Source organism: Paenibacillus sp. J22FR21 (assembly GCF_056269135.1).
Window position 1 is genome coordinate 880,085 of sequence record NZ_JBWDNJ010000001.1, and the last position, 25,210, is coordinate 905,294.

Sequence of the window (25,210 nt, forward strand, 5' to 3'; positions counted from 1 at the left end):
AGATTGGAAGGATGAGAAGAAAATCAGCCAGTTTACTATTGTTGAGCTTGGCCCTGACGCTAACGGTAACAGCGTGCAGCAGCGGAGGTGGAAACGGCAATACGAACGGCAATAACGCTGCGGGTACCGAGACCGGCGCAAATAATGAGCCGGCGAAGGATAACAACGAGGCGACCCAGTTAAGCATTATGTGGTGGGGACCGGATGCGCGACACGAAGCAACGAAGAACGCACTGTCGATCTATACCAAACAGCATGCCAATGTGACGTTTAAGCCGGAATTCATGGCCTGGGACGCCTATTGGCAGAAGCTCCCGACGCTGGCCGCGTCCAAATCGATCACGGACGTGCTGCAAATGGATGCCGCATTCCTTCAAGAATATGTAGCAAGAGGGCAGCTGGAGGATTTGTCTGATGTGGATTTAAGCGGAATCGTGGATCCGAAGGTGATCGAGAATCTGAAGATCGGCGGTAAATTATACGGGATTCCGCTGAGTCAGAATGCGGCGGGGATCGCATTCAACAAAGAGGAGCTGGCGAAATACGGCATTGCGCTGCCGAAGCAGAACTGGACCTACGATGAGTTCTTCCAATGGGCGAGGGATGCACGCGCCAAGCTGCCGGAGGGTAAATATCCGATCGGGGATTCGGGCACTTGGGATTCGTTCAATTTCTATCAGACCTCCATGGGCAAGGATCCGGTCATGGCCGATGAAGGCAAGAAGTTTACTCTCGATAAAGACTTATTCATGACCTACTACAAAACGTATGAAGAATTCCGTAAAGCCAAAATCGTTCCGCCGGCGGAACAGGGAGCCGCATTCCTCGAGAATGACCCACAGGCTGATCCGATGGCATCCGGTGTGCTTATGACACGCGGAGCGACGACAGGTTCGGTTAGTGCACTGGAGCAGCTGATGCCAGGCAAAGTAGGCGTCGTCAACATGCCGGTCGGTCCATCCGGAGGCGGCTGGGCACAATCGACGATCTTCCTGAGCGTGAGTGCGAATTCCAAGCATAAGGATGAAGCGAAGAAATTTGTACAATGGTTTATTTCGGACAAAGAAGCCGGCAATGCGCTTGGACTGACACGCGGTATTCCCATTAACCCGGAAATTTACAAAGTTCTTGAGCCGACGCTTGAACAGAAGGACAAGCTGGGCAAAGAAATCTATGATCTCTCGGTTGAGAAGGCGTTGCCGTTCTATTCGGCTGCTGCAGGATTCTCGGAGTGGGTGGATACGTATAAGAAAGAGATGGAGGCTGTCTCGTACGGACAACAATCCATTGAAGATGCTTATGACAAGATCAACAAAATGGGTATGGATTTGGCAGCCAAAGCGGCTTCGAAATAATCTCGGACTTCGTTTCCGAACCAGAGGAGATCACGACTATGAAACTAGCTGAATTTTTCTCTTCACAGCCCTCACAGCTATGGGAGCTTGCGAAGCAAATGAACGTGAACTATGCGGTTGGCGGCCTTCCCTGGGAGGAGAAAACCGAGAAAGCTTGGGACCTGATGCCGCTTATTCGCATGAAGCAGCGGTATGCCGATCACGGCCTGTCCCTATTAGTCATTGAATCCATGCCTCCGAGCAATCATATCAAGCTCGGCACACAGGGACGCGACGAAGAGATCGAGAATTTCCAGAAGTTCATCCTCAACATGGGGGCAGCCGGCATTCCGGTACTCTGTTACAATTTCATGGCGCAGTTTAATTGGTTCCGCACGTCCACAACGACCAGAGCTCGCGGAGGAGCTCTCGTTTCCAGCTATGATCATAGCCTGATGAAGGATGCGCCGCTAACGGAAGCAGGTGTCGTGACGGAAGAGCAGCTGTGGGAGAATCTTCACTATTTCATGGAACGGATTGTTCCCGTTGCAGAGGAAGCCAAAGTCAAGCTGGCGCTTCATCCGGATGATCCGCCGATTACGCCGATTCGCGGCGTCTCGCGTATTCTTCGCAGCGCGGATGCGCTTCAGCGTGCGATTGATTTAGTTCCCAGCGCATATAACGGCATTACGCTCTGCCAAGGAACAATGGCAACAGCGGGGGAGGATATCCCAAGCGTGATCCACCGTTTTGCCAAGCAGGATAAGCTATTCTTCGTCCATTTCCGCGATGTGAACGGTACGCCGGAGAAATTCGAAGAGACCTTCCATGATAATGGCAAAACGAACATGTTCGAAGCGATGAAAGCCTATTATGAGGTCGGATTTACCGGACCTGCGAGACCTGACCATGTGCCGACCATGGCAGGCGAAGCGAACGAGAATCCGGGTTACGAGCTGCTAGGCAGATTATATGGGATCGGTTATATAAATGGTTTGATGGAAGCAGCTTCGGCAGGGTAACACAAAAATACAGTCCGCAGGTGGTTTACACGACCTGCGGACTGTATTTTTATTTATATCAGCTCCAAAGCCGGTCAGAAGAATAGTATTTATTCCACTGATCTGTCGATTCCCACAGGCCCGGGATCTCAGGATGCAGATGCTGCTTAAGCAGTTCATCATTTAAATCGTCAATGCCAAGCCCTGGCGCATCCGTTAGCGTTATAAATCCATTCTGCACCAGCTTCTTCGGGAGTTTGCTGCCAATTATGATATCATCCCACCATTCCACTTCGCAGGAATGATACTCTAGGGCAAGGAAATTCTCGGTGGCAGCGGCGACATGGGCGGCAGCCAAGCATGCGATCGGGCTTTCCGCCATATGAATCGCCATCGCGACACCATAATCCTGCGCCATATCACCAATCTTCTTCGTTTCCAGAATTCCGCCTGATGTAAGGACGTCAGGGTGGATGACCGAGACGCCGCCGGCTTCGAGAAGGGGCTTGAAATTTTCCTTCAAGTAAATATCTTCCCCGGTACAGATAGGCGTCGTAACTGCACGTGCCAATCTTGCATACTGCTCCGTATACTGCCAAGGAATCATATCTTCCATCCAGGCGAGATTGAATTTCTCCACGCGTTTGCCTAGTTTAATGCAATCCTCCAGCCCGATATGACCAAAATGATCAATAGCAAGCGGTACTTCATAGCCGATTACCGCTCGTACATCGAGCACATATTGCTCCAGTATATCCAGACCTTTGTCCGTCACGTGAATGCCCGTGAACGGATGGGCGATATTGTGAATATCATAATGACGATTTCGAATGTCGCAGACTTCTGCCTCTGTCAGACCGGCAGCGTTCAGCTTGTAGCGTCTTCTTGACTTGTCTATCATTTCTTCTATGAAACCAAGAGGCGCGCTCAGCGTTCCGGGTTGATCCATCAGTTGCCCGATGCCCAGATCCATCTTGAGGAAGGTAAAACCGTCGTCCATCCGTTTCTTAAGTGCAAGACCCATGGCTGTCCCCGTATTTTTGCCGCTGACGTCCGTATCGCAATACATGCGAATCTTGTCTCGAAACTTACCGCCAAGCATTTGATAAATCGGCACGCCATACGCTTTGCCTGCCAAATCCCACAGAGCGATTTCAAGTCCGCTGACACCGCCGCCTTGACGGGCATGTCCACCGAATTGCTTGATCCGGCGGAACAGCTTGTCGATATTGCACGGGTTTTCGCCCAGCAGCCTGCCCTTTGCAATTTGAGCGTAGACCTTGTCGGCCCCGTCGCGCACTTCTCCAAAACCAACCAGCCCTTGATTGGTATACACTTTAATCAAGCTGCTATGAAACGGACCGCCAACAATGTCGGTAAAACGGATATCCGTGATGCGAAGTTCAGATGGATTGGAATGTGTATTCACATGTGCAAGTGTTTCTTCATAGGTGTTTGGCTTATTCGTCAACTCATTCACCCCGATTGAATAGAAATAGCGATGCATCTTAATCTTAGTGAATTCCATTGGTCGGTCGCGATACCGTAAAATTATGATTTCGTTTGTTTTCTTTGGAGAAAAACAAGGTCCGGTACCTGGCCTAAAATAAATGACTTATGCTAATATACTTCTAATATATTCCTAAACTATCCTTGTTATTATGATCATGTATCCGATGCAATTGCTATGCCCAAACTATATGAAAGAACGGAGAATGGTACAATGGAATCTTATTTGCAAGAGAAAATTGAATCATTACGTTTCGAAATGACTGAACGGGCATGTAAGCACGGTAGTCTCACAGATGAGAGAGTCGTCTATGTTAGTCAGCAGCTGGACAGGTACATCTTCGTGTATCAGAAGCTGCAGCGCAAACGATATCAACGCAAATCATAATCATCCAATCGGATGAATAACACCCAAGCTATACCGAGCAGTTGCCCGGTTATGGATTGGGTTTTTTGTTGGGTGGCCGGTAAGTTCTACCCATGGATGAATGAATAATGGTAAACTGGAGCTGTTATATTTTAACAGAATAAGCAGTAGATAAGGAGCCGCAGATGAATATTTCGTTTCTATCGAAAGAGGAATATCTGGTAGATGGCATTCGAGTGGACAATCTATTTGACCGGCTCTACTGTATCTTTGATTTGGAAGGCACAGGCATTCTTGCAGAGCATGAATCGATTACCCAGTTTGGTGCTGTTTTATTTCATAAGGGTCGGGTACTGGATACGTTCACATCACTGGTAAAATCCTTCAAGCCAATTCCGGAAGCTGTCCAGCAGCTAACCGGAATCTCGAATGAAAGCTTAGTGGATGCGCCAACGTATGCTGAAGTTTATCGCAGCTTTGTTGATTTTTGCGGGGATGCTGTGCTGGTTACCCAAGCGGGGTATGAGTATGATATCCCCATGCTGAAGAAACATTGTCTCTTGCATCATGTTCCTTATGCGGAGAGTACAGTTATCGATACGAAAGCATTGTTCGCTGCAATCCATCCGGAGCTGGATGATGTGTTCTCAACGGATTATTTGATCCACTATTATGGGATCGATGATGCTGATATCAAACGTCACGATGCTGCTGGTGATTGTGTGTTAATTAGTCGTATTCTAATGAATATTTTAGCTGAGTATCGAACGAAACAAGTATCTGAATTTGATCTGACAGAAGGCTTGAAGGTGAAAAGGTTCATCATTCCGCAGATGTACCTGACCTAGCGGGGGGTGAAACTTCTTCGACTTGTTGAACGTATGGGAAATTAGCAGCGTTGCTGCTTCTGTGAAGAATGGAGTTGAAGGTACTGAACTTATTCATGTCCGATCTAGATGGAACGCTGCTCAATTCGAATCAGAAATTAAGTGATTACTCGATTATGGACAATGCTCGGGACTAGGGGGAGAACGGTGTGGCGTGGATGACTCTAATGGATCATGATTTACTTTGTGCAAGGTTAGATAACGATGATCAGAGTCTGCTGCTTGAGGTTAACGATGGGGGCTTCTCGGCAGAATATGTGACAATCCGATTAGGAAGAGAAGATGTTGAACTTCTCGAAGAGGCTATTCGTCAATATAAAGAAATAACGAAGAAGTGAGGGTGATCACATGTCAGAGGACCTGAATCGTCAATTGCTCGAGGCCAAGGAGCGCATGTACCATTACCAGAAGGCGCAGCGCAAAAGCGAGGAGCTCAACAAGAGACTCCATTCGCAGGAACGCCTCATTATCCAATATGAAGTCCAGCTTGAATCCGAGCAAGCAGATGTCGAGCGCTTAACGGGTTTGACGTTGACTAATATTTTCCATACCATCCTTCGAAGCAAGGATGAACAGCTTGACATGGAAAGACAACAGGCACTGCAAGCCGCGCTTAAGCTGCAGGAAGAGAAGCAGCGATTAGCCGATACGCAGGATGAATTGAAACGAATCGGCGATGCGCTTGCTGCATTCAGTAGTGCAGAGTACGACTATCAATCGTTGATGAAGGCGAAGGAAGCGGCGCTGCGCAGCGGAAGCTTCGGCTCTGAAGAGCTAAGAAAGATGGAAGAGCAAATTGCAGAACAGACCCTTCTAGTGAAAGAAATTCATGAAGCGGTAACGGCAGGCAAGCGAGTAATGGCTTCGCTGGAGGATGCTTCGAACAGTTTGGATAAAGCGGAGAACTGGGGCAACTGGGATTTATGGGGCGGCGGAGGAGCAATCAGTACTCATATCAAACATAACCATGTTGACGACGCCAAAGGGTATATCCATCAAGCGAATCATCAATTGCACAATTTCCGCGATGAGCTGGATGATCTCAATCGGAGCATCAATATTGTCATCGATATTAGCGGTACGCTGAAGATGGCTGATTATTGGTTTGATGGCCTGATTGCGGACTGGATTGTCCAAGGTCGCATCAAAGATTCACAGCAACAAACCTTGGATGCGATTCATAATATTCGTCAAGTTCTCAAACAGCTCGAAGCGGAGTATACCAAAGCAGAAGCCGCACGCAGCGGCCTCGTCACGAAGCGTCAAAGCTGGATTGAAGATACGAAGAGCGAGTAATGGGTAACAAAGTAGATGGCTCCTCTAAAGTAGAGGAGCCATCTTTATTTATGTTGGAGCAGTGCGACGAAAGCTTCGGCGGCGTCAGCAGCTCTAACGAACCGTACAGGTCTTATTCTCACGATAATGGGCTCTCCGAAATTCTAACGAACCGTAAGGACGCTATTCAGCCGAAATGGGCAGCTTGGTGCCGTGATTCGGCTGCTGCGCTTCCACCATTACAGCTTCACCCAGGCCGTCAAACCATCCGGTTCATCGGGGTTGATCCCTTGACGCTCCGCGCTCGAGAGGGCAACGATCTGTGGGATGAATAGGAACGGGATACCTTGAACCGGCACCTTAAGCTCCGATTCCGTCATAATGGCAAGATCAACATCATCTGCGGAGATGTTTGCAGCAGCATCGCCGAAGGCGATTACCTTCGCGCCGCGTGCACGAATGTCTTGCATCAGCTTACGTTGATGCTCGCTGCCGGCACCGGTAAGATGCGCGATAACGAGCGTTTCCGGCCCAACCGTCACCATCGGACCGTGACGGACATCCAGAACATGAAACGCATGGGCTTGCACCTTCGCGATTTCCGTCAGCGCAATTGCGCCTTCAGCAGCAAGGCCGTTCAGCTCTCCATCGGCGAGGAGGACCGCGTTCGTCCAACCATAGTCGCTTGCTTCACGGATTGCCGATTCTACACGTGCCATATAAGCTTCACCTTGAGCAATCGCAACTGCGATGTCGGCAAGAACGAATTCATCATTGCCAAGAAATGCGGCGATCATGAGATTGGCCGTATAGAGATTGGTGACGGTTCTCGTCTGGCAGACGCTGTGGTCAAACGCCCATGGAAGCGATAGTGTGAGATCTGCAATTTCAGATAGGGCGGAACCAACCACGCATGAGATTGCTAGTACCGGCGCTTCACCACGTGCTTTCAGCAGCCGAACGGATTCAACGATTTCGCTGGTAGAGCCTGAGCGAGAAGGGGCAACGAGAAGTGAATCGCTGAGCAGAGGAACGTAAGCTGCAGCATGGAGCAGCAAATCACCGCCTGCAAGTGCAGAAGCAGGTATTCCTGCACGTAAGCGAACGGAGAACGCAGCGGCTACACTGAGCGTAAAGCTCGAACCGCAGCCTATAAAGGTGACTGATCGTTTGCCTTGCGAATGAAAGAAATCGGTAATCACGGTGCGATTCGTCAGCATGTAGTCGTACGTTTGCTGCAAGGACGAATATTGCGATTTTATTTCCTCATAGGTCAAGCTCATCGGAATCCTCCTCATAATAGGTGTTGTCGATGTGTATGCCTTTATAATAGATCGTTTCGTTGATGTCATCAATCATTATTTGATTGAAACTATCAGAAAATGATTGTAAAGATCAAAATAACCCGATATGATAATCTTATCAGAGTCATAATCTTCCAATGCTAGTTTCGGTATGTAAAGCAGTCATTCAGAAACGACAGGAGGCTCCTTCCTTATGCCACTTCTTTCATCCACCCGTATGCTTCAGCAAGCCAGAGCCGGTAAATACGCCGTAGCCGCATTCAATGTTCACACGCTAGAGATGCTCCAAGCGGTAACAGAAGCAGCAATTGAAACACAATCGCCGCTAATCATTCAATCCACAGTAGGTACTGTCAAACATTTGGGCCCGGAATATATCGTTGCCGCGGCTACCGTTGCTGCCAATCAAACCGGATTGCCAATCGCGCTGCATCTCGACCATTGCACGGATTTCAATCTCATTGTAAGATGTATCCGCGCAGGCTATACCTCTGTTATGATGGATGCTTCCATGCATCCATTCGATGAGAATGTACGGCGAACTGCGAAAGTGATAGAAGTCGCAGAGGCGGCCGGTGTTAATGTAGAAGCGGAATTAGGCAAGGTTGGAGGCGTGGAGGACGATATCATTGTGGATGAGCTTGAGGCATTGCTTGCCGATCCGGATGAATGCGTGAAATTCATGGAACTAACAGGTGTCCATACGCTCGCTCCTGCAATCGGTACAGCACACGGCATTTATAAAGGAACGCCCAATATTGATTTTGCAAGAATAGCATCCATCGCTGATCGAATTGCCGCACCTCTCGTGCTGCATGGCGGTTCGGGCATTCCGGCTGAACAAGTGAAGCTGGCGGTATCGCTTGGGATGGCGAAGATGAATATCGCGACCGAGCTTCGCATTGCCTTCTCGGATGCGATTAAGGACGTTTTTGCAAACAAACCAAGTGAGAATGATCCGCGCACCTACATGGTGCCGGCCAAACAAGCAGTGAAACGGCTTGCCATGGAGAAGATGCAGCTATGCGGCTGCGTAGGCAAAGCTATCGAAATGCGCTAATGATGGAGGAAAGAGCATGCTGCAATCGAAAGGCGATCTTCGCAGAACGAAATTGCTTGAACGGATTAAGGAATCGGGCAAAGCCTCAATCGGTGATTTAATGGAAGCCACGGACAGCTCGATCGCAACCGTCCGGCGGGATCTGGAATGGCTCGAGAAATCGCACAAAATCATTCGCACCATTGGAGGAGCCATCTATGATGAAGGCAGCGGCAGAAACGCAGAGCTGGCTTTTGCCGAGAAACGCGATGTCAGCCGAGAAGGTAAGGAGCGAATCGCTGCGGCGGCGGCTTCATTAGTAGAAGAAGGCGACATCATTTGTCTCACCGGGGGCACGACCACGTTCATGATTGCCAAGGCGCTCAAAAACCACCAAAACATAACCGTCGTCACGAATGCGGTCAATATCGCAAACGAATTGTTCGATGCCGAAGGGGTCCAGGTTGTTGTATCCGGCGGAGTTATGAGGCATAAGAGCTATGAGCTTATCGGCCCGCTGGCAGAGAGCGTCATTGAGAAGCTGAACATCACGACAATGTTCCTCGGCGTTGACGGCGTTTCCAAGGAGCATGGGTTTACGACTCATAATGAGCTGGAGGCTCGTATCGCTCAGCTCTTCATCGCTCGTTCAAGTAAGGTGTATGCCGTGTTCGATCAAGCGAAGCTGCAGAAAACAGCGCTGTTTACCATCCTTCCATACGATAAAGTAACAGGTGTAATCACAGATCTGAATGATTGAGAGACGCATAGGGTTGATAAAAGGCGCAAGCAATGCTTGTCGCTTTTTTTGTTTTGCTGCAGGAATTGTGATAATCAATAAAATGATGAAGGTGCGTAAATTTCGTAGATATCTTTTCCGCGTGTCTTCTTATATTTTGAGAGTAAGGAGTACGGTTTTACATCCAATTGGGGGAGTTGAACTGCTGGTGGAAAAAGGGGCAAAGAAAGCGGTAAACTTGGGACGCTTGTATCAAGGACCATTTCAGATTGAACAAGATGATGGCTGGTACACGATCTTTACAACGACTCCATCAAACAAGCCGGTCCGCAATCCCGGCTTGGGATTGATTGCATATGCCTGGGAGGAGAATGGGCCATCCATACAAGCTAGGCAAGGACAGGAGACAATTGAAGAACATGTAGAGAAGCTTGCAAAGCTTCCTTATGTCGATGTTCTCTATATTCGCTGCGATTGGAGAGATGTACAATCCAGCCCCGGACAACTTGACCTTCATCCGATCTGGGAAGCAACGTTTGCTGCCGCTGAACGATATGGCCTCCGCGTTGCCTTCCGTATTCAGCTGTCGAGCCCTAATATTCAACCGGCAAGGCTCGCCATGCCGGATTATTTGCACGATCAAGTACCGCTGGTCAATATCGGCCGATTTCATAATCATGACTTTGATTACTATGAGCCTCGCTACGATCATCCTGCGTTTCAAGCTGCATTCACGGAGTTAAACGAGCTGCTCGCTGAACGATTTGACGGTAATCCGATCATCGAGTTTGTGGATCTGATGATGTATGGCTTCTGGGGAGAAGGTCATACGAATGATCTGAAGAATCCATTTCCCGATTACACAACGGCAGAGCATACCTTCATGTCTATGACGAGAGAGCAAATCGAACGTTGGAAATATACGCCCCTTGCAGTCAATACACAGCCTGACATTAGCCATACCGGTAATCGTACGGTTAGAGAGTATGCGATGAATGAAGACTGCTGGGTACGGACGGACAGCATCATTCTGGATGAACCGGAGCAAATTGAAGTGATTGCGGGGCGGGCGGCTTGGACCGCAGCTGTTATAGAGGATGGTTACTACAGGCATTTCAAGCAGGAGAAGCTCAAATTCGATAGCGGGAATGTCGATGTCATTGCAAACTCCATGCTGCATGCGCTGGATATCGGCGGGAATTATTGGGGGTTATGGACAGAGGCAGATGCGATAGCCGGTTATCACGAGCTGTACCCGGAGGGAATAGATACGCTTCAGCGCCGATTGGGCTATCGGCTTCGCCCATCATGGGTGTGGCAGCGAAAACGTCAGGGGACGGATGAGCTGGTCATCGCACTCGCCAATGACGGAGTTTCAGGCGTTCCAGGCACATTGTGGTTGGAAGCCGTAAACGCAGATGGCTCGGAGAAAGTGCGCGGCAAGCTGGACAAGGGATGCCCGCTGCCTGGTAAGGTAAGTCTGGCTTCGATGATTCTGCCTGCATCCTGGCGTGATCAAGAGATTAGACTATCTATCGAGCTTGAAGTAAAACCGGGTCAATATAAACAAGTAAACTGGGCATGTGCACAGAAAGTGAACGAAGACGGTTCGCTGTCGATTCAATTGAAGGCCCATAAGGATCCCGATTGGCGGTGCGGCGTCTAATGCTAACCATCGGATTAATCGGCTGCGGCTGGCATTCAAGGGCGACACATGGACCTTGCTTAAAGCAATACAAGGAGGCAATTGGCGGCATTCGTCTTACAGCTTGCTGCGATTTAGATGAGGAGGCAGCTGAAGCCTATCGGGCGGATTTCGGATTCGAGCGGGCTTACACGAGCTACGCACAGATGCTTGAGTCCGAACAATTGGATGCTGTATGGGTTATCGTTCCGGAATATCTGACTGTCCCAATCTCGCTGCAAGTCATGCATGCCGGTGTAGCCATATTCATGGAGAAACCACCGGGTATAAACACAGCAGATGTTATACAGCTCCAAGAACTTGCGGCTAAGAAAGGTATCCGGCATCGCGTTGCATTTAACCGTCGATTTATCCCGATGACCGCCACGCTCATCGAGAAGCTGCGCGAACATGCACAAGAACACGATAAAGAAATCTACAGCATCACCTATGACATGATAAGGATTAATCGCAAGGACGCTGATTTCTCCACAACAGCGATCCATGCCATTGATGCGGCGAAGTTTATCGCCGGCTCCGAATATGGGTCGCTGCGGTTTCAGTATGATGATTTGTCAGGATTAGCGCCGGGACTTATTAATATCATAGCTGAAGGTTGTTTCCGCAATGGCGTGCGTGTCAATCTGAACTGTTATCCGTATTCCGGTTCAGCAAGGGAGATGGTCACCGTAAGGGGGGAGGGCTTCTCCTATGAGCTGCATTTGCCGCTTATGGAGAGCCTGGACAGCTTCGCTGGGCTCATTTGTTCGGAGAAGGGGAAGGTTGAAGTCCTACGCGAGGAGCGGGAGTGGACGACGTCATTTGGATTCTACCACGAGAATGCCAGCTTCCTGGATGCGCTGAAATCCGGCGGGAATTTGACGCAGGATCTAAGCTCCTCGATCCAATCCGTCGCCGTCATGGAAGCCATTCGTAATCGCGCAGAAACCTATCACGGATAAAGGGAAAGCCGCTTCTATTCACGGTTAATCGTGAAAAGAAGCGGCTTTTCTTATCCTTCAATGAGATACTGCTGCTTACGGAATTCGCTTGGCGTAACGCCGCTAATCTTCTTGAACATCCGGTTGAATGAATTAATGTTCTGATAACCGACTTGGGTGGCCACATCCTGAATGCGAAGATCAGCGCCTTTCAGCAGTGATTTGGCCCTATCAATCCGGTAATTGTTGATGTAATCGATAAAATTCATGCCAGTCTTGGTCTTGAAATAGGTCGATAAATAGCTGGCAGAGATATTAAGCTTATCCGACAAAATATCAAGGGTAATATCGTCCCGGTAATGCTGCTCCATATATTTCATGACAAACTCAATGATATTGTCGCGAGCCGCTTTCTTCTCATTCACGCGAGCCATCGCGAAGGTGAGCAGCTGGATTACATAGTCCTGCAGCTCATCCTGATTCGAACAGCTGCGTGCTTTGCCGGACAATGCCAGATGACTCTGAAGTGCCTGCATATCGAGATGAAGAGATGCGAATGTTTTGGTCACCAGTTGGACGATGTTATCTGCAAAATCATAATACTGGTTAGCCGTTGCGTCTTTCTTCTCTAGCTGCCCGAGTACTTTAGAGATGATTCGAAGCACGAATTCCTCATTGCCCGATGACAAATTCGTATAGAGCTCTTGCTCTTGGCCGCCGGTCATTGCAGCTTGCCAATCCGGCAGAGGCTCGGCCGCGGTAATGATTTGAGTCACATTCCCTAGCTTCCGGTAGTCAATTAAAGCTTGTACTTGTTCGTAAGCCCGCGTTAAGTCAGATGAATTGCGATAGAGGCTGCCGACGCCGATCGTAATGGACCAATAGCGCTGGTCGAGATCGAAGACGGTCTTCAAGCTGCTGAGAAAGGCTGGGATATCCGCTAGAATCGAATCGCCTATGACAAGCGATAGAATGAGATCATGCTCAAGTTGAATCGTTTGCGTTTGCACATACGTCTTCAGGTGAGAGTCAATATACTCGCGTACGAAGAAAGAGGCTTTACCTCCATCCGCGTCGATCTCACGGAAGAACGAAGGTGTAAACTGCAATCGAAACAGGAGAAGGCGGTATGGCTCCTGGATGGAGAAGTCGTATAACTCCTGATCCTTGAGCTTAATATTTTTGATTTTATTCATAAAAGCATAATAGCTGAGCAGGGAGTTTTTGCGGCTGTTGGCTTGATCGATCGTGTTGTTCGTTTGAACGAGGTGACGGACCTGATCGTTGATGTAGTTGAATTCATGTATGCTGCTTTGAACAGCAGATGGCGCGTTTAACGTCTGAATGGACTGCATAATATTCTTAACCGGATTATGGAATCGTTTGGTGAAGAACCAAGCTGCGCAGATGCTGATAATGGCGAACGCGATCAGTAAGGTGAGCAGAATCGAGTTGATTTTGCTAATTTGAGCTGAGATCAGATTATCGGGAACGATCTTGACGTAACGGATACCGGTGACAGTGCCTACTTTGTTGAAATAATAGATATCGTTCTGGTTCACATAATTCTTACCGCTCTCCCATGCAGGCAGAGTGGCTTCAACCTGCTCATTGACGTTATCAGCCGCTAGGGGGTTCCCGGCTGCATCTAGGAGAATGAATTGATCTTGTGAGGAATCATGGAACTCGTGCAGCATCTTGTTTAAATCAAGCATAATAATGACTTGATAATCCGGGAAGAACTTGTTCCGGACAATAACCGGCATATATCGGCCTTTAGGCGTCAGTCGGTTGATTGTTTTCTCTTTGAACGTGGAGGAAGGCAGAATGCTGTAGCTGCTTGACTTGTTGAATTGCTCCGCCCAGAAAGCAGGCGAATAGTCCGCGCTTTGGTAGTATTGACTGAACATTTCATTGGCGCCGGCACCACGGTCACCGGAAATGATAAAGTTGCTTTTCTTGAAATATATGAAAATATTTTGCAAGGCGATATCTTTATGCCCTAAGTAGCTGTTAATAGAGCGCATAAGAGAGCGGGCATTCAAGTAGTCGAGGGTGGAGCGATTCAGCGTATTCAATTTCTCGTCTAGCAAGAGATCAAGTCCAATATTCCGGATCTGATTGAAATGATTCTCGTATTTCTCGATGGTTTTATTCATGCTTAAGGTATTGTATTTGATGACTTCGTCTGTGGCGTGATTCTTCAGTAGGGTGAAGGAGAAGAAAAAGAATGAGATGAGAGGGATGAGGATGGCTAGAAAGCTAAGTAAAAGCTGAATGAATAGGGAGCCTGCAGCTTGCTTAAGGAGCCCGATTTGTCCCATTGTTTTCCTCCTCTTCTATGGAATACATGAGATGTCCCCATAGTAGCATCGGGAAACTGTTAAATCAAGGTAGAAATTTGTACTTATAGGAAATTCCCCTTGTTAGATAAGGAGGAGATCGAAGCACATCCTGTCGAATAACATAGCAAAATGATCGTGTCGAACTCGGTTTAAGGAGGGCAATCGTGTGAAGAAGAACGGAGTAGCAGGTATGCTCATCATCGCCATGTTCGCACTCCTTGCTGCATGTAACGGTGAGGGAGAAGACAGTACGAATAATAGAACCAATCCGGCATCAACAAAGGCCGGTACATCAGCAGATAACGGTACCCAAGCCATAACCGGTGACGCAGTCCGCGTTTCTTATATGGACGGCTTATGGGACGCAGCCATTCCATCTCAGGATGGTCCTGCGGTTCAAGCCATTAATGAGAAATTCGGCATCGATTTTAGACCTCAATTCTATTACATGCAGGAGTACCCGGATAAGCTTGCAGTCACTATGGCAGGCGGCGATTTACCGGATATGATCGGCCTTGAGAATCCCGATACAGGCTTCATCAGATGGGCGAAGCAAGGCGCGTTCCTGCCGCTGAATGATCTTATTAAGAATTACCCGACGTTATCCAAAATCCCGCAGCCTGTATGGCAATCGGTTTCTGTCGACGGCAATATCTATGCCATTCCTAGATGGTTTACGAAGAAATACGGCAAACATCCGGTGATTCGGAAGGATTGGCTCGACAATCTAGGCTTGCCGATGCCAACCAATTATCAGGAATTGCGCGATGTACTAATTGCCTTCACCAACAATGATCCCGATAAGAACGGGAAGGATGACACGCTTGGTCTTGGTTTATCTTCCGTGGGAACCGGTCTCTTGTACGGAGCTGCAATGGGAGCAGGTTACGACTCGGCCGCCTGGTATGATCGGAATGCTGCAGGGCAGCTCATTCCCGGCACAATTTCGGAGAGCAACAAGGAGCAAATCCAATTTCTAACCGAGCTTTACTCGGCAGGCGCTATTGCCAAAGATTGGGCCGTGTCCAAAATGAGCGATGTGCGCAATGATTTCTTCTCCGGCAAGTTCGGGATGTATTTCGAGCAGCCCTATGATTTCAATGAAAAGCGTTTTACAGCACTTAGGGAGCTGCAGCCCTCTGCGAATTTAGCCGTCATCCCGCCTTTTCTGCAGAATGACGGACAAAGCGGATATGTCTCTACCGGTAAAGGCGTCTATCAGATGATCATGCTGAATGCAGAGCTGAGGGAACAGCCAGAGAAGGTGAACCTGATACTTGGCATGATCGATTATATGAGCAGTTGGATTCCATGGGAGAATCGCAATCCGGCGAACGGGGATTTTGACTGGCAGTACGGAGGCGTGAATCAGGGCTATGAGATGAAAGACGGCATACCTGTCGAGAAAGCAGATGCCCAAGACTTGCGTCCCAAAAACTACTTGATCGGCCGCTATTGGGCACCAAACGATGAAGCGGTTCAACCGCAGTACACCTTCTCAGATCCGCTGGCAAAGCAGTTCGTGCAAGATGCGGTCGACACGTTGAAAAGGTATAAGTTTTACCGGAACCCGGTGGATTACATTACTTCTCCACTGCGCAGCGAGAAGGAATCAGAGCTTGAACTAGCGTTTACGGACCATGTAACGCGTATGATTGTCGGTGATGAACCCCTCTCAAGCTGGGATGAAGCTGTTAAAGAATATCTAAGCAATGGCGGGCAAGCGATTATTGACGAGGTGAACAAGCTCATTAAGGAGCAGCATATTTCGCCGGGATGGGAATGATGCAGTAATAAATAAGAGTTGTCTTCAAAGTGTGCCGGGCACTTTGGAGACAACTTTTTTTGTTGTTTAAGCCAGAGTCGGTGTGGCGACCTGGTCGATTTTATTGGTACTTCACTTTTTTTCACCTGAACGAATAAATCGTTGAAGCAGTCAAAGAACAGTCGATTTTCATCAAGGCGCTCATCTTATACGCTTGGTGTGAGGGGGAAGCGCCTTTCATAACCAATCAAGCTAACGGAGGAGATTGCGTGAAGAGTAGAAGGTCACTGATAGTCCTTCTCGTTATGTCCCTAGCTACAACTCTTGGCGCCTGCAGAGGAGAAAATAACCTCGCACAGAAAAGCACAACGAATTCTTCGAACAACAGCACGGCAACCACTGACAATGCACCTTCAACCACCGGTGCCGATGAGCCTGCATCCGGAACCAAGGAGAGGTTCACGGTTTCGTATATGGATGGACTTTGGGATTCAGCGATCCCCGCTACTGAAGGTCCGGCGGTTACGGCAATCAATGAGAAGTTCAACATTGATTTCAAGCCTCAATTTATCTACATGCAGGAATATCCGGATAAACTGGCGGTCACGATGGCCGGGGGCGACCTGCCGGATATGATCGGCCAAGAAGGACCTGACGCCAATTTCGTGAGATGGGCGACGCAAGGCGCGTTCATGCCTCTCAATGACGTCATCAAGAGATACCCGACATTATCGCAAATTCCACAAGAGATCTGGGATGCGGTATCGGTCGACGGCAATGTATATGCCATCCCGAGATGGTTTCCTAAGAAATATGGTAAACGTCCGGTCATTCGTCAAGACTGGCTCGACAACCTCGGCCTCATGATGCCTACAAACTATGAAGAGTTGAAGCATGTACTTATCGCCTTCACGAAGGATGATCCGGATAAGAACGGCAAGAACGATACGCTCGGAATGGGGATTTCCTCAGTCGGAACAGGTCTGCTATACGGCGCAGCGATGAGCGTAGGGTGGGACTCCGGCGCATGGTACTACAAGAATGACAAAGGTCAGCTCATTCCGGGTACGATTACGAGCCAGCACAAGGATGAGATTCAATTTCTCGTGGATCTATACAAAGAAGGCGCGTTATCCAAAGACTGGGCAGTCGCAAAGCAAAGCGACGTGCGCAACGATTTCTTCACCGGCAAATACGGGATGTATTACGAGCAGCCGTATGATTTCAACCAGAAGCGTTTCACTGCCTTAAGGGAGCTGCAGCCTACTGCTAATCTGGCCGTTATTCCTCCATTCGAACAAGAGGACGGACAAAGCGGCTATATCGCTTCCGGCAAAGGCTTCTACCAAATGATTATGCTAAACGGCAACCTAAAGGATCAACCGGACAAAGCGGATCGTATTCTCGGCATGCTCGACTATATGAGCACATTCGTTCCTTGGGAGCAGCGCAATGCGGATAATGCGGATTTTGACTGGCAAAATGGGGGTCTGGGCAAAGGCTACGAGATCAAAGACGGAATCCCGATCGATCTTCCGGATAAGCAAGACTCACGTCCGAAGAGCTACCTCATCGGTCGTTATTGGGCGCCAAACGAAGAAGCGGTACAGCCGCAGAACGCGTTTACAGATCCGCTGGCGAAGCAGTTCGTGCAGGGTGCGGTCGATACGCTCAAGTCAGTAAAGTTCTACAAGAATCCGGTGGATTATATCACTTCGCCGGTTGCAAACGAGAAAGGCTCGGAACTTGATCAAGCCTTTAATGACCATGTCACACGGATGATTGTCGGCACTGAGAAGATGGAGAAGTGGTCTGCTGCGGTCAAGGAGTATCTCGACAACGGCGGTCAAGAAATGATCGATGATGTGAACAAAGTTCTATCGGAGAAACATGTAACGCCAGGTTGGGAGTAAGTCCGTACAAGCAGCCCTATGCAGGAACCCTTGTCGGTGTAGGACGAGGGTTCCTGCCTGTTACTAACTGAGGGAGGAACATACAAATGTGTCCGATATCGAACCAAGAGCTATATGAATGGTGCAAAGTGCCGGTTAACGAGCTGATGGATCACAAGGCGCGTCGGATTCCTTTTCGATTGGTCAGGGATTCAGTTGAAATGGGAACGATCATGGCCAGAGAATTTGCCGATGATATTCGTCTGGCAAATGAAGAGAGGCGTTCATTCCGAGCGATCGTGCCTTGCGGACCGAAGGCTTGGTATGAACCGTTCGTCAAGATCGTTAATGAAGAGAGCATCTCGCTTGCGAATATGACGGTGTTTCATATGGATGAGTGCTTGGATTGGGAGGGGAAGCAGCTCTCCCGCAATGACCCCTATAACTTCAGAAGCTTCATGGAGACCTATTTCTATGACGGGGTTCGGCCGGAGCTTGCCGTTCCTCAAACGCAGCGATATTTCCCGGTTCCATCGGCGATGGAGACAATCAAGTCGCGTATTGCTGAAGCTCCGATTGATCTGACGCTTGGCGGTTGGGGTCAGGATGGCCATCTGGCTTACAACCAAGCAAGAAGGCATCCATACAGCTCAATTACGGTGGAACAGCTCCGTAATTCAGAGATCCGGGTACAGGATAATAACCTCGATACGATTATAGCTCTTGCACAGCGCACCTTCGGTGGCGCGTATCAATTCGTGCCGCCGATGTCAATTACCCTTGGCATGAAAGAGTGCCTGTCAGCTAAGAAAATAAGGATTTACAGTGATACCGGTGCTTGGAAGCAGACCGCTCTCCGCGTAGCCCTATTCTCAGGGGAAACGGTCGAGTATCCGATGACCTTGCTTCAATCTCATCCGGATGCGCTTATTACAGCAACACTTGAAACGGCTGCACATCCCATTGCCGAACATCCGGAATGGGAGTTTAACGGGGTGCGTGTATGAGTACACTTCGGCCCGTCTCGGGTACCCAATATCGATATCGCCGCCTTATCGGAACCGGTGGAATCGGCTCAGGCATTTTGTTTCAGCTTGAAGGAAATCAAACCCTAGGCAGAAATGAGAGCCGCCTCGGCGTGCTGACGAATAATCAAGATTTCTGCAAGCTCCATATTATATGCCATTATCCGGCGGTCTTACTGAGCGAGCAAAAGATAGACGAAGACCGTTTCGAGCTATATCCAATTGGTAGAGTTGGAAACGACCTAGAGGGAAAAGCACTACTAGAGCAGTTGCTTGCTGCCGGGATGTCCACCGATTACGTGAACAGCCTCTCAGATGCCAAAACACTATTCAGTGTTTGCTTTCAGTATCCGGATTTGGCCGGCGGCAATATAACGACTTCGAATAGTGCCAGTGAGCGCGTAACGCCGCAAGATATCAACTGCGCATTAGAGCAGCTTCCACCAATCGGACCGGCGGAAATTGTGCTTGCCGCTCCTGAAGTACCGCTTGCCGCTCGCATCGCGCTACTCGAAGGAGGCCGAGCACGGGGGAGTTTCAATGTCGCAGCCTTGCTGTCTTCCGAAACGGCCGAGTTCGAACAGCTTGGCGGATTCGTACGCACTGATCTGCTTTCCGTTAATCGCGATGAAGCTCGCCGCATCGCCGAATTAACTGAACCCGAAGAGCAGGTGGAGTGCGGAGGTTATCAACTGGCAGCGATATGCGCGTGTCAACTCAGCAGCCACAATGCTGAGATAAAGATGATCATGACGGACGGTGCAGCCGGCTGTTACAGCTTTGAGAACGGCCGCATCACGCATACCCCTCCGCTTAAGGTTGAGGCCGTTAGTACAGCAGGTGCTGGCGATGCTTTGCTTGGCGGTGTCATTAGTGGCTTGAGCTGTGGCTTACCATTCACCAAGGCGTACAACGATACCTATTTCGCTGAAACACCGCTCGAAAGTGCGGTTGAGCTTGGCACTTTGATCGCGGCGCTGGCCGTTACTTCGCCACATTCCATTTATCTTGAGCTGAATGTGAAGCTGCTCTCCGCTTTTGCCATCAAGAATGAGCTTCCGATGACTTCCGCTTTCCGGCACATGCTTGGTGCAGATCAAATATAAGAGGGAGAGTGCAGCACGATGAAGGTGAAGGTACGACTAGTGCAGCGGTTTCACGCGGTCAGCAGAGAACAATTTCTGGCGCTTGAGAGCAAGTTTGCCAAACTCGAACGTGAGAATCCGGCGTTTCCTAAGGGTAAACGCTATTTGCCTTATAGCGGCAGAGAAGCTGGAAACACATTGATCTGGGAGTGTGAATTCGACACCCTGGAAGCGGCTAACCAAGCGCTCGCTTTCCTCGAGCAGGATACGAGTCATGAAGAGCTGGCCCAGCAGCAGCTGCCTTATTTTCAAGATGCCTATACCGAAATCTATCGATTGTTGGAGGACTAACCATGACGAAGATGAAGATTCTCCCGATTGAGGAAGTCATTCCTGAGCCGACTATCATTGTCATCTCTCCGCATTACGATGATTTCCTATTCTTTCTGGGCGGTTATGTGCTGGAGCTGAAGGAGCGAGGTCTCCTCCATACGAAAAATTTCCGCATCATCAATGTATTCTCGCGCAGCAATTACTTGGCACATACCGGAAGCGGCAATTTCGACGCAAGTCTGGATCGCATCAAGCTGGCAACCGGTAAGCGGCTATTGGAAGATCTGAATTGTATCGATGAGCTGCTCAGCCCATACAGTTACGGCTACGAGCTGCTTGCTGAATATGAATGCTTCACTAGAGGCAAAGCGCTGGCAAGCAGCGAAATGGAGTTTCCGCATGGGATGTTCGAGGATTTCGATGAGCGAGATCAAGAGATTTACGACCGGATGCTTGAGCGAATAGCTCAGTTGGCGATGCTTCCGGATACGGCTCTGGTATTCCCGATTGCATTCAAGGAGCATATCGACCACTTCATCGTGCGTGAGGCTGCGGTGCGAACGGCAAGTGAGCTTGGCAGCGAGGCGCAGGCAGCCTTTTATTTTCAAGAGGATAAGCCTTATGGCGGGATCGCAACGGAGGAGGAAGAGGCGCGAATCCAAGCTTTTATCAGCAAGCATAGTTTGGAGCGGCGCGGTTATCGCCACCATCCAGAAGTCGTTGTGGAGCTTGCCTTCAAACATTACATCAGCCAAGTCGATGAGGTATACCGGCTTGGTGTTCTTAATCGGGCAGATACCTTAAGCAGGATGTACGAAATTCCATTTCCATGTGATCAGCTATTTCGCTATGGACGGTGAGGTAGACATCAATCAACGCGATTGTAGATGAAGGAGGCGGCTTGAAGGTGGAGAAAACGTATGACATCACCTACGAAACGAGCTTTGGCGGTGAATATTCAGAACGATTGCAGTCGTATGCAGGCGAGAAGTTGAAGCTGTTCTTCGTGCCAAGCGTGAAACACGGCCGCGAGATCGTCGAATTTATTCGCCGAACCGGCGTGGCGTATGAGACGGTAACGATCGACAGAGCTTGGGATTTGAACAAATGGGGAATCGGCGATTATTACGATATTCGGGCATCGGTCGATGATCAGCATATTATGTTCGACAACTTAGAGAAGGTGTTGACCTCAGAGCAGCACTTTGATGTGCTGGTAATTCCGGCAGTTAATGGCTGGTCGCATTTCACAGCGGCATCCAGAGAAGCGATTGTTCGCCGCGTAGAGGCTGGCGCGGGACTCGTGTTAATGCGTCCTTTCCATGGAGAGGACAAGCTGAGGTCCACAGAGCTAGAAGCGCTGTCGCCGCTAGTGAACCTATTCGAAGAAGGGTTCGCTGTCGACAATAATGCCGGAGAAGGCTATCCGAAGGTAAGATTTGACTTGTTGAAATCAGGCCGATGGACAGCTGCAAAGTCGCACTTTATAACTAGCGGAATTCCACTTGAGCTGTTGCCTTGCGAGGAGCTGGCTTATTATCCTTATCAAGCGGCCGGGGAGGTGTTAATTGAAGCTGCGGATGGATCGCCAATTGCTGCGGTTAAGAGCTATGGCAAAGGCAGAGTGGTCGCGTTCGGCTACTACCCGCGCGATATCCTGCCTCAGCATAAAGCGTTCACCGGTAAGGAATCCACCTACGACGCGGTCATTGACAGATGGGCTGGCGCGAAGAGCAGCTGTACGTTTGCCTATCTGGAATCGTTCTATGAGCTTGTCTACCGAAGCGTGCTATGGGCTGCTCAGCGCGAGACCGATTGTTTAATAGAGCCTCCGGTACGCAAGGAACAGGAATGGAACGTTCGGACTTCCGGTTCCTTGGCTCCGGATCGTATCCAATATACGATCAAGAATGCGTATGATGACATTGTCGCAGAGGGGAATTGCGATGGCAGTGTGCTTCCATTGCCGAGGCAGCTCGCGAATGGTGGCGAATTTCGTGTTGAATTGAACGCTTATGCTGCGGAGGCGTTAGTAGACTTTGCGACATTCGGCCTCTCTCAACCACTTCAGACCTTTATCACTGAAACTGCGCTTAGCAATCAGTCACTTCAAGTGGGAGAAAAACTGCAAGTGATGCTCAAGCTGGAAGGGATAGCTGCCGGTGAGTTGAGTGTTCAAATCGTAGATGATTATGGCAATATCCTGCAGCAATCGGTGACGGCATTTAAGAGCGGCAGTGATCAGTTGACTCAGGAATTCCGCGCAGCGGCAATGAAATCGATGCATGTTACGGTGCAAGCAGATGTGAGAATCGGTAATCATCTGGTGCAGCGCTGGACGTCGGAGCAAATCGTAGTGAAGCCGTATCAAAGACAGATCGAGGACTTCGAAGTGTTCACAGCTCCGCAGAATCGGGGCCATGGCGACTTTCTCGATCTAATCGGCGAACGTTATCATGAGATCGGCATTACCGGTTTGTTCCCGGGCAGCTCCAAAACACTCACAATGTCAGGGGCAGAAGGCCTTGGCGTGTACTGGTATCATCGAGGACCGTATGTGGAGAGGAAGGAACAATATTACCGGACGAAAGATAAACAATATCTCGTTCGCATTCCTTGTCTGAATGATCCGGCGTTCTGGCAAGGGCTGCAGCATAAAATCACCAGCAAGGTCGCGCAGTTCAAGCACTTCGGTCCCATTGCTTATTTCGCCAATGACGAAGGCTCACTCACCTGTTACACCGATGAGCTCGACCTCTGCTTCTGTTCTCACTGCATAGGAGAGATGAGAGAGTGGCTTAAGCAAGAATATGCAGGCGACATCGAAGCGCTCAACCTATCTTGGGGAACCGCATACAGCACGTGGAATGAGGCGTATCCGCTTACACGCGAGGAAGCGAGAAGACAAGCCAGCTATGCACCGTGGGCCGATCATCGCCGTTTCATGGAGAATACGTTTATTGAAGCCTACCGGCGAATCGCTTCCATCGTGAAGAGTGAAGACGAAGGCGGCGTCATTCGAATGTCCGGCTGCCAAGCGTCTACGGCCTATTCCGGTTATGATTATTACCGCTTGCATCAGCATGTTGGTTATTTTGAAGCCTATGGCGTCGGTAACCAATACGAGTTCCACCGTTCCTTCGCCAAGCCCGGAACCATTATTGGCGGCTGGTTCGGGTATGGGGTCGATGGCGCGACTGCGAAGCATGGCGTATGGCATGGCGTCTATCACGGGCTTACGTTATGCAATATTTTCTGGGAGTTCAGCATGCTGAACCCGGACTATTCACTCAGTAATAGTGCAAAGGACCTCAGCGTGCCGTTCAAAGAAATTCGTGAAGAGGGAATCGGCAAGCTGCTGCTTCATGTGGCTGAGCGGGATCATTGCGGCATCGCCATTCATTATTCAATGGCCTCCGTACGCGGGACAACGATAGCGGCGGACAGGGCTCGTTTCGAAAGCAACCGTCAAGGCTGGATCGACATGCTGGAAGATAGCGGTTATCAATATTCGTTTGTGGCTGCGCAGCAGATCGAAGCCGGTGAACTGCTAAGTAAGGACTACAAGCTTCTCGTGCTGCCTTATTCCATCGCGCTTAGCGCAGCGGAGGCGGCCGAAATCACTCGTTTCGTTCAGCAAGGCGGCGTCATAATCGGGGATATCCAAACGGGATTGATGGATAAGCATTGTACTCCACTGGCACAAGGACAGCTTGACGATCTGTTTGGGATCGAGAGGCTTTCGACTGAGGCGGAGCCGTTCTATAACAATGATGGCTTCGTGCCGAATGCCGATTTCTCTTACTTCACACCGGATGATTCGTTTCAGGATGTACGGATTGCGGAATTCGGTATCCGTTCAAGAGATGGACAGCCGGCTTTCCGCGACGACTTCATGCGGAAGATCGCAGCCGTGAACATTCGCCAATACGGCGAGGGGAAAGCCGTATATCTGAATCTCGCGTTGGCGGAGTATACGAAGCTTCGTCGTCAAACGAATGGAGGCTCGGCACTTCGTGAGCTGATCGGACACGTGATGGGGCTTTCGGCAGCCATCAAGTCAGCCGAGCTTACGCAGGTCGATGGCAAGGCCGTTCATGCCGGCTGCGAGAGCTTCTATTACACGAATGGGAACGCGGCGTATGTGGCCGTGCTCCGCAAACTAAGCGACGTGCAATCGCTGGGTCATGATGGTTTGGCGGTTGGAGGCGGGAAGAAGGAGGAGGTAGAGGCCTCGCTGCTTCGATTCCAGTTTGCCAGCTATGCACATGTCTACGACATCCGAGAGCGTCGTTATTTAGGCTATACAGATCACGCAGAATTCTCGCTTGCCGAAGGCGATACGAAGCTATTCTCCTTGCTGCCTTGTCAAGTTACCGACCTAGGCGTGACAGCCAATCGCGAATGGAAACGCGGAGCAACGGAACAAATCAGCTTCGCACTTGAAACGAATCCACTTGCAGAACCAGACTTTGAGAGTGTGATCAGCATTCATATTAGCGCGCCGGACGGATCGAGAGATTGGCTGTATTCCGATAATATTCGTTTGGCGCGGACCAATTACGTTCATGAGGTCGCAGTTCCTTACAACGCGCGCACAGGAATTTGGACCGTGACGGCGAAAGATACAGCGACTGGTATTTCCACCCAATTTGAAGTGACAATCGTATAGGGCATTCAACTCG

Annotated in this window: 20 protein-coding genes; 17 read left to right on the top strand and 3 right to left on the bottom strand. The window is 49.5% G+C overall.

Features of this window, described 5'->3' with window-relative positions; all coding sequences use genetic code 11:
* The first annotated feature begins 11 nt into the window (after positions 1 to 11).
* A complete protein-coding gene (locus AC0YNS_RS04475; protein ID WP_475779805.1) occupies positions 12 to 1,355 on the top strand; it encodes an ABC transporter substrate-binding protein in 1,344 nt (447 codons plus the stop codon).
* Between the two features lie 38 nt (positions 1,356 to 1,393).
* Positions 1,394 to 2,356: a mannonate dehydratase gene (locus AC0YNS_RS04480; protein ID WP_475779806.1), complete on the top strand. Its 963-nt coding sequence runs from the start codon at positions 1,394 to 1,396 to the stop codon at positions 2,354 to 2,356.
* A gap of 58 nt (positions 2,357 to 2,414) precedes the next feature.
* On the opposite strand, the gene AC0YNS_RS04485 is transcribed toward AC0YNS_RS04480, so the two are convergent.
* Positions 2,415 to 3,806, bottom strand: coding sequence for a mandelate racemase/muconate lactonizing enzyme family protein (locus tag AC0YNS_RS04485; protein ID WP_475779807.1), 1,392 nt, complete (start codon positions 3,804 to 3,806; stop codon positions 2,415 to 2,417).
* A 252-nt stretch (positions 3,807 to 4,058) separates the two neighbouring features.
* Between AC0YNS_RS04485 and AC0YNS_RS04490 the strand changes: the two genes are divergently transcribed.
* The 4 genes from AC0YNS_RS04490 (at position 4,059) to AC0YNS_RS04505 (ending at position 6,394) form a co-directional block, all read left to right on the top strand.
* Positions 4,059 to 4,232 carry a Spo0E family sporulation regulatory protein-aspartic acid phosphatase gene (locus tag AC0YNS_RS04490; RefSeq protein WP_475779808.1) on the top strand — a complete coding sequence of 58 codons (174 nt, stop codon included), beginning with the start codon at positions 4,059 to 4,061 and terminating at the stop codon, positions 4,230 to 4,232.
* A 164-nt stretch (positions 4,233 to 4,396) separates the two neighbouring features.
* Positions 4,397 to 5,059 (top strand): 3'-5' exonuclease, encoded by a 663-nt coding sequence (locus tag AC0YNS_RS04495; RefSeq protein WP_475779809.1) that lies wholly within the window; start codon positions 4,397 to 4,399, stop codon positions 5,057 to 5,059.
* 188 nt (positions 5,060 to 5,247) lie between these two features.
* Positions 5,248 to 5,436: a hypothetical protein gene (locus AC0YNS_RS04500; protein WP_475779810.1), complete on the top strand. Its 189-nt coding sequence runs from the start codon at positions 5,248 to 5,250 to the stop codon at positions 5,434 to 5,436.
* A gap of 10 nt (positions 5,437 to 5,446) precedes the next feature.
* On the top strand, positions 5,447 to 6,394 hold the full coding sequence (locus tag AC0YNS_RS04505) for a hypothetical protein (protein ID WP_475779811.1): 948 nt from the start codon (positions 5,447 to 5,449) through the stop codon (positions 6,392 to 6,394).
* A 218-nt stretch (positions 6,395 to 6,612) separates the two neighbouring features.
* Here the strand turns inward: AC0YNS_RS04505 and AC0YNS_RS04510 are convergent, their stop codons facing one another.
* Positions 6,613 to 7,656 carry an SIS domain-containing protein gene (locus AC0YNS_RS04510; RefSeq protein ID WP_475779812.1) on the bottom strand — a complete coding sequence of 348 codons (1,044 nt, stop codon included), beginning with the start codon at positions 7,654 to 7,656 and terminating at the stop codon, positions 6,613 to 6,615.
* Between the two features lie 214 nt (positions 7,657 to 7,870).
* Here AC0YNS_RS04510 and AC0YNS_RS04515 point away from each other — a divergent pair, with 214 nt between their 5' ends.
* From AC0YNS_RS04515 to AC0YNS_RS04530, 4 genes are all read left to right on the top strand, one after another.
* A complete protein-coding gene (locus AC0YNS_RS04515) occupies positions 7,871 to 8,737 on the top strand; it encodes a class II fructose-bisphosphate aldolase (RefSeq protein ID WP_475779813.1) in 867 nt (288 codons plus the stop codon).
* 16 nt (positions 8,738 to 8,753) lie between these two features.
* On the top strand, positions 8,754 to 9,476 hold the full coding sequence (locus AC0YNS_RS04520) for a DeoR/GlpR family DNA-binding transcription regulator (protein WP_475779814.1): 723 nt from the start codon (positions 8,754 to 8,756) through the stop codon (positions 9,474 to 9,476).
* A gap of 187 nt (positions 9,477 to 9,663) precedes the next feature.
* On the top strand, positions 9,664 to 11,121 hold the full coding sequence (locus tag AC0YNS_RS04525; RefSeq protein ID WP_475779815.1) for a hypothetical protein: 1,458 nt from the start codon (positions 9,664 to 9,666) through the stop codon (positions 11,119 to 11,121).
* The gene (locus AC0YNS_RS04530) at positions 11,121 to 12,101 is read left to right on the top strand and encodes a Gfo/Idh/MocA family protein (RefSeq protein WP_475779816.1); all 981 of its coding nucleotides are present in this window, start codon (positions 11,121 to 11,123) and stop codon (positions 12,099 to 12,101) included. Before AC0YNS_RS04525 ends, AC0YNS_RS04530 begins: the two co-directional genes overlap by 1 nt.
* Positions 12,102 to 12,151: 50 nt before the next feature.
* On the opposite strand, the gene AC0YNS_RS04535 is transcribed toward AC0YNS_RS04530, so the two are convergent.
* Positions 12,152 to 14,404 (bottom strand): AraC family transcriptional regulator, encoded by a 2,253-nt coding sequence (locus tag AC0YNS_RS04535; protein ID WP_475779817.1) that lies wholly within the window; start codon positions 14,402 to 14,404, stop codon positions 12,152 to 12,154.
* A 187-nt stretch (positions 14,405 to 14,591) separates the two neighbouring features.
* On the opposite strand from AC0YNS_RS04535, the gene AC0YNS_RS04540 reads away from it, so the two are divergent.
* The 7 genes from AC0YNS_RS04540 to AC0YNS_RS04570 all read left to right on the top strand — a co-directional run bounded on the left by AC0YNS_RS04540 (position 14,592) and on the right by AC0YNS_RS04570 (position 25,197).
* Positions 14,592 to 16,211: an extracellular solute-binding protein gene (locus AC0YNS_RS04540; RefSeq protein ID WP_475779818.1), complete on the top strand. Its 1,620-nt coding sequence runs from the start codon at positions 14,592 to 14,594 to the stop codon at positions 16,209 to 16,211.
* A gap of 248 nt (positions 16,212 to 16,459) precedes the next feature.
* Complete coding sequence (locus AC0YNS_RS04545; RefSeq protein ID WP_475779819.1) at positions 16,460 to 18,103, top strand: extracellular solute-binding protein; 1,644 nt, start codon at positions 16,460 to 16,462, stop codon at positions 18,101 to 18,103.
* A gap of 86 nt (positions 18,104 to 18,189) precedes the next feature.
* A complete protein-coding gene (locus tag AC0YNS_RS04550) occupies positions 18,190 to 19,089 on the top strand; it encodes a sugar phosphate isomerase family (protein ID WP_475779820.1) in 900 nt (299 codons plus the stop codon).
* Positions 19,086 to 20,213: a carbohydrate kinase family protein gene (locus AC0YNS_RS04555; RefSeq protein WP_475779821.1), complete on the top strand. Its 1,128-nt coding sequence runs from the start codon at positions 19,086 to 19,088 to the stop codon at positions 20,211 to 20,213. The genes AC0YNS_RS04550 and AC0YNS_RS04555 overlap by 4 nt, the downstream gene beginning before the upstream one ends.
* Positions 20,214 to 20,231: 18 nt before the next feature.
* Positions 20,232 to 20,543 carry a hypothetical protein gene (locus AC0YNS_RS04560; protein ID WP_475779822.1) on the top strand — a complete coding sequence of 104 codons (312 nt, stop codon included), beginning with the start codon at positions 20,232 to 20,234 and terminating at the stop codon, positions 20,541 to 20,543.
* Between the two features lie 2 nt (positions 20,544 to 20,545).
* Positions 20,546 to 21,385, top strand: coding sequence for a hypothetical protein (locus AC0YNS_RS04565; RefSeq protein ID WP_475779823.1), 840 nt, complete (start codon positions 20,546 to 20,548; stop codon positions 21,383 to 21,385).
* Positions 21,386 to 21,432: 47 nt separating this feature from the next.
* Positions 21,433 to 25,197: a beta-galactosidase trimerization domain-containing protein gene (locus AC0YNS_RS04570; protein WP_475779824.1), complete on the top strand. Its 3,765-nt coding sequence runs from the start codon at positions 21,433 to 21,435 to the stop codon at positions 25,195 to 25,197.
* The last annotated feature ends 13 nt before the right edge of the window (positions 25,198 to 25,210 follow it).

Bases quoted from the DNA above. Each gene is read 5' to 3' on its own strand.
- AC0YNS_RS04475 (WP_475779805.1), top strand. From the start codon at position 12: ATGAGAAGAAAATCAGCCAGTTTACTATTGTTGAGCTTGGCCCTGACG.
- AC0YNS_RS04480 (WP_475779806.1), top strand. From the start codon at position 1,394: ATGAAACTAGCTGAATTTTTCTCTTCACAGCCCTCACAGCTATGGGAG.
- AC0YNS_RS04490 (WP_475779808.1), top strand. From the start codon at position 4,059: ATGGAATCTTATTTGCAAGAGAAAATTGAATCATTACGTTTCGAAATG.
- AC0YNS_RS04495 (WP_475779809.1), top strand. From the start codon at position 4,397: ATGAATATTTCGTTTCTATCGAAAGAGGAATATCTGGTAGATGGCATT.
- AC0YNS_RS04505 (WP_475779811.1), top strand. From the start codon at position 5,447: ATGTCAGAGGACCTGAATCGTCAATTGCTCGAGGCCAAGGAGCGCATG.
- AC0YNS_RS04510 (WP_475779812.1), bottom strand. From the start codon at position 7,656: ATGAGCTTGACCTATGAGGAAATAAAATCGCAATATTCGTCCTTGCAG.
- AC0YNS_RS04515 (WP_475779813.1), top strand. From the start codon at position 7,871: ATGCCACTTCTTTCATCCACCCGTATGCTTCAGCAAGCCAGAGCCGGT.
- AC0YNS_RS04520 (WP_475779814.1), top strand. From the start codon at position 8,754: ATGCTGCAATCGAAAGGCGATCTTCGCAGAACGAAATTGCTTGAACGG.
- AC0YNS_RS04530 (WP_475779816.1), top strand. From the start codon at position 11,121: ATGCTAACCATCGGATTAATCGGCTGCGGCTGGCATTCAAGGGCGACA.
- AC0YNS_RS04535 (WP_475779817.1), bottom strand. From the start codon at position 14,404: ATGGGACAAATCGGGCTCCTTAAGCAAGCTGCAGGCTCCCTATTCATT.
- AC0YNS_RS04550 (WP_475779820.1), top strand. From the start codon at position 18,190: ATGTGTCCGATATCGAACCAAGAGCTATATGAATGGTGCAAAGTGCCG.
- AC0YNS_RS04555 (WP_475779821.1), top strand. From the start codon at position 19,086: ATGAGTACACTTCGGCCCGTCTCGGGTACCCAATATCGATATCGCCGC.
- AC0YNS_RS04560 (WP_475779822.1), top strand. From the start codon at position 20,232: ATGAAGGTGAAGGTACGACTAGTGCAGCGGTTTCACGCGGTCAGCAGA.
- AC0YNS_RS04565 (WP_475779823.1), top strand. From the start codon at position 20,546: ATGACGAAGATGAAGATTCTCCCGATTGAGGAAGTCATTCCTGAGCCG.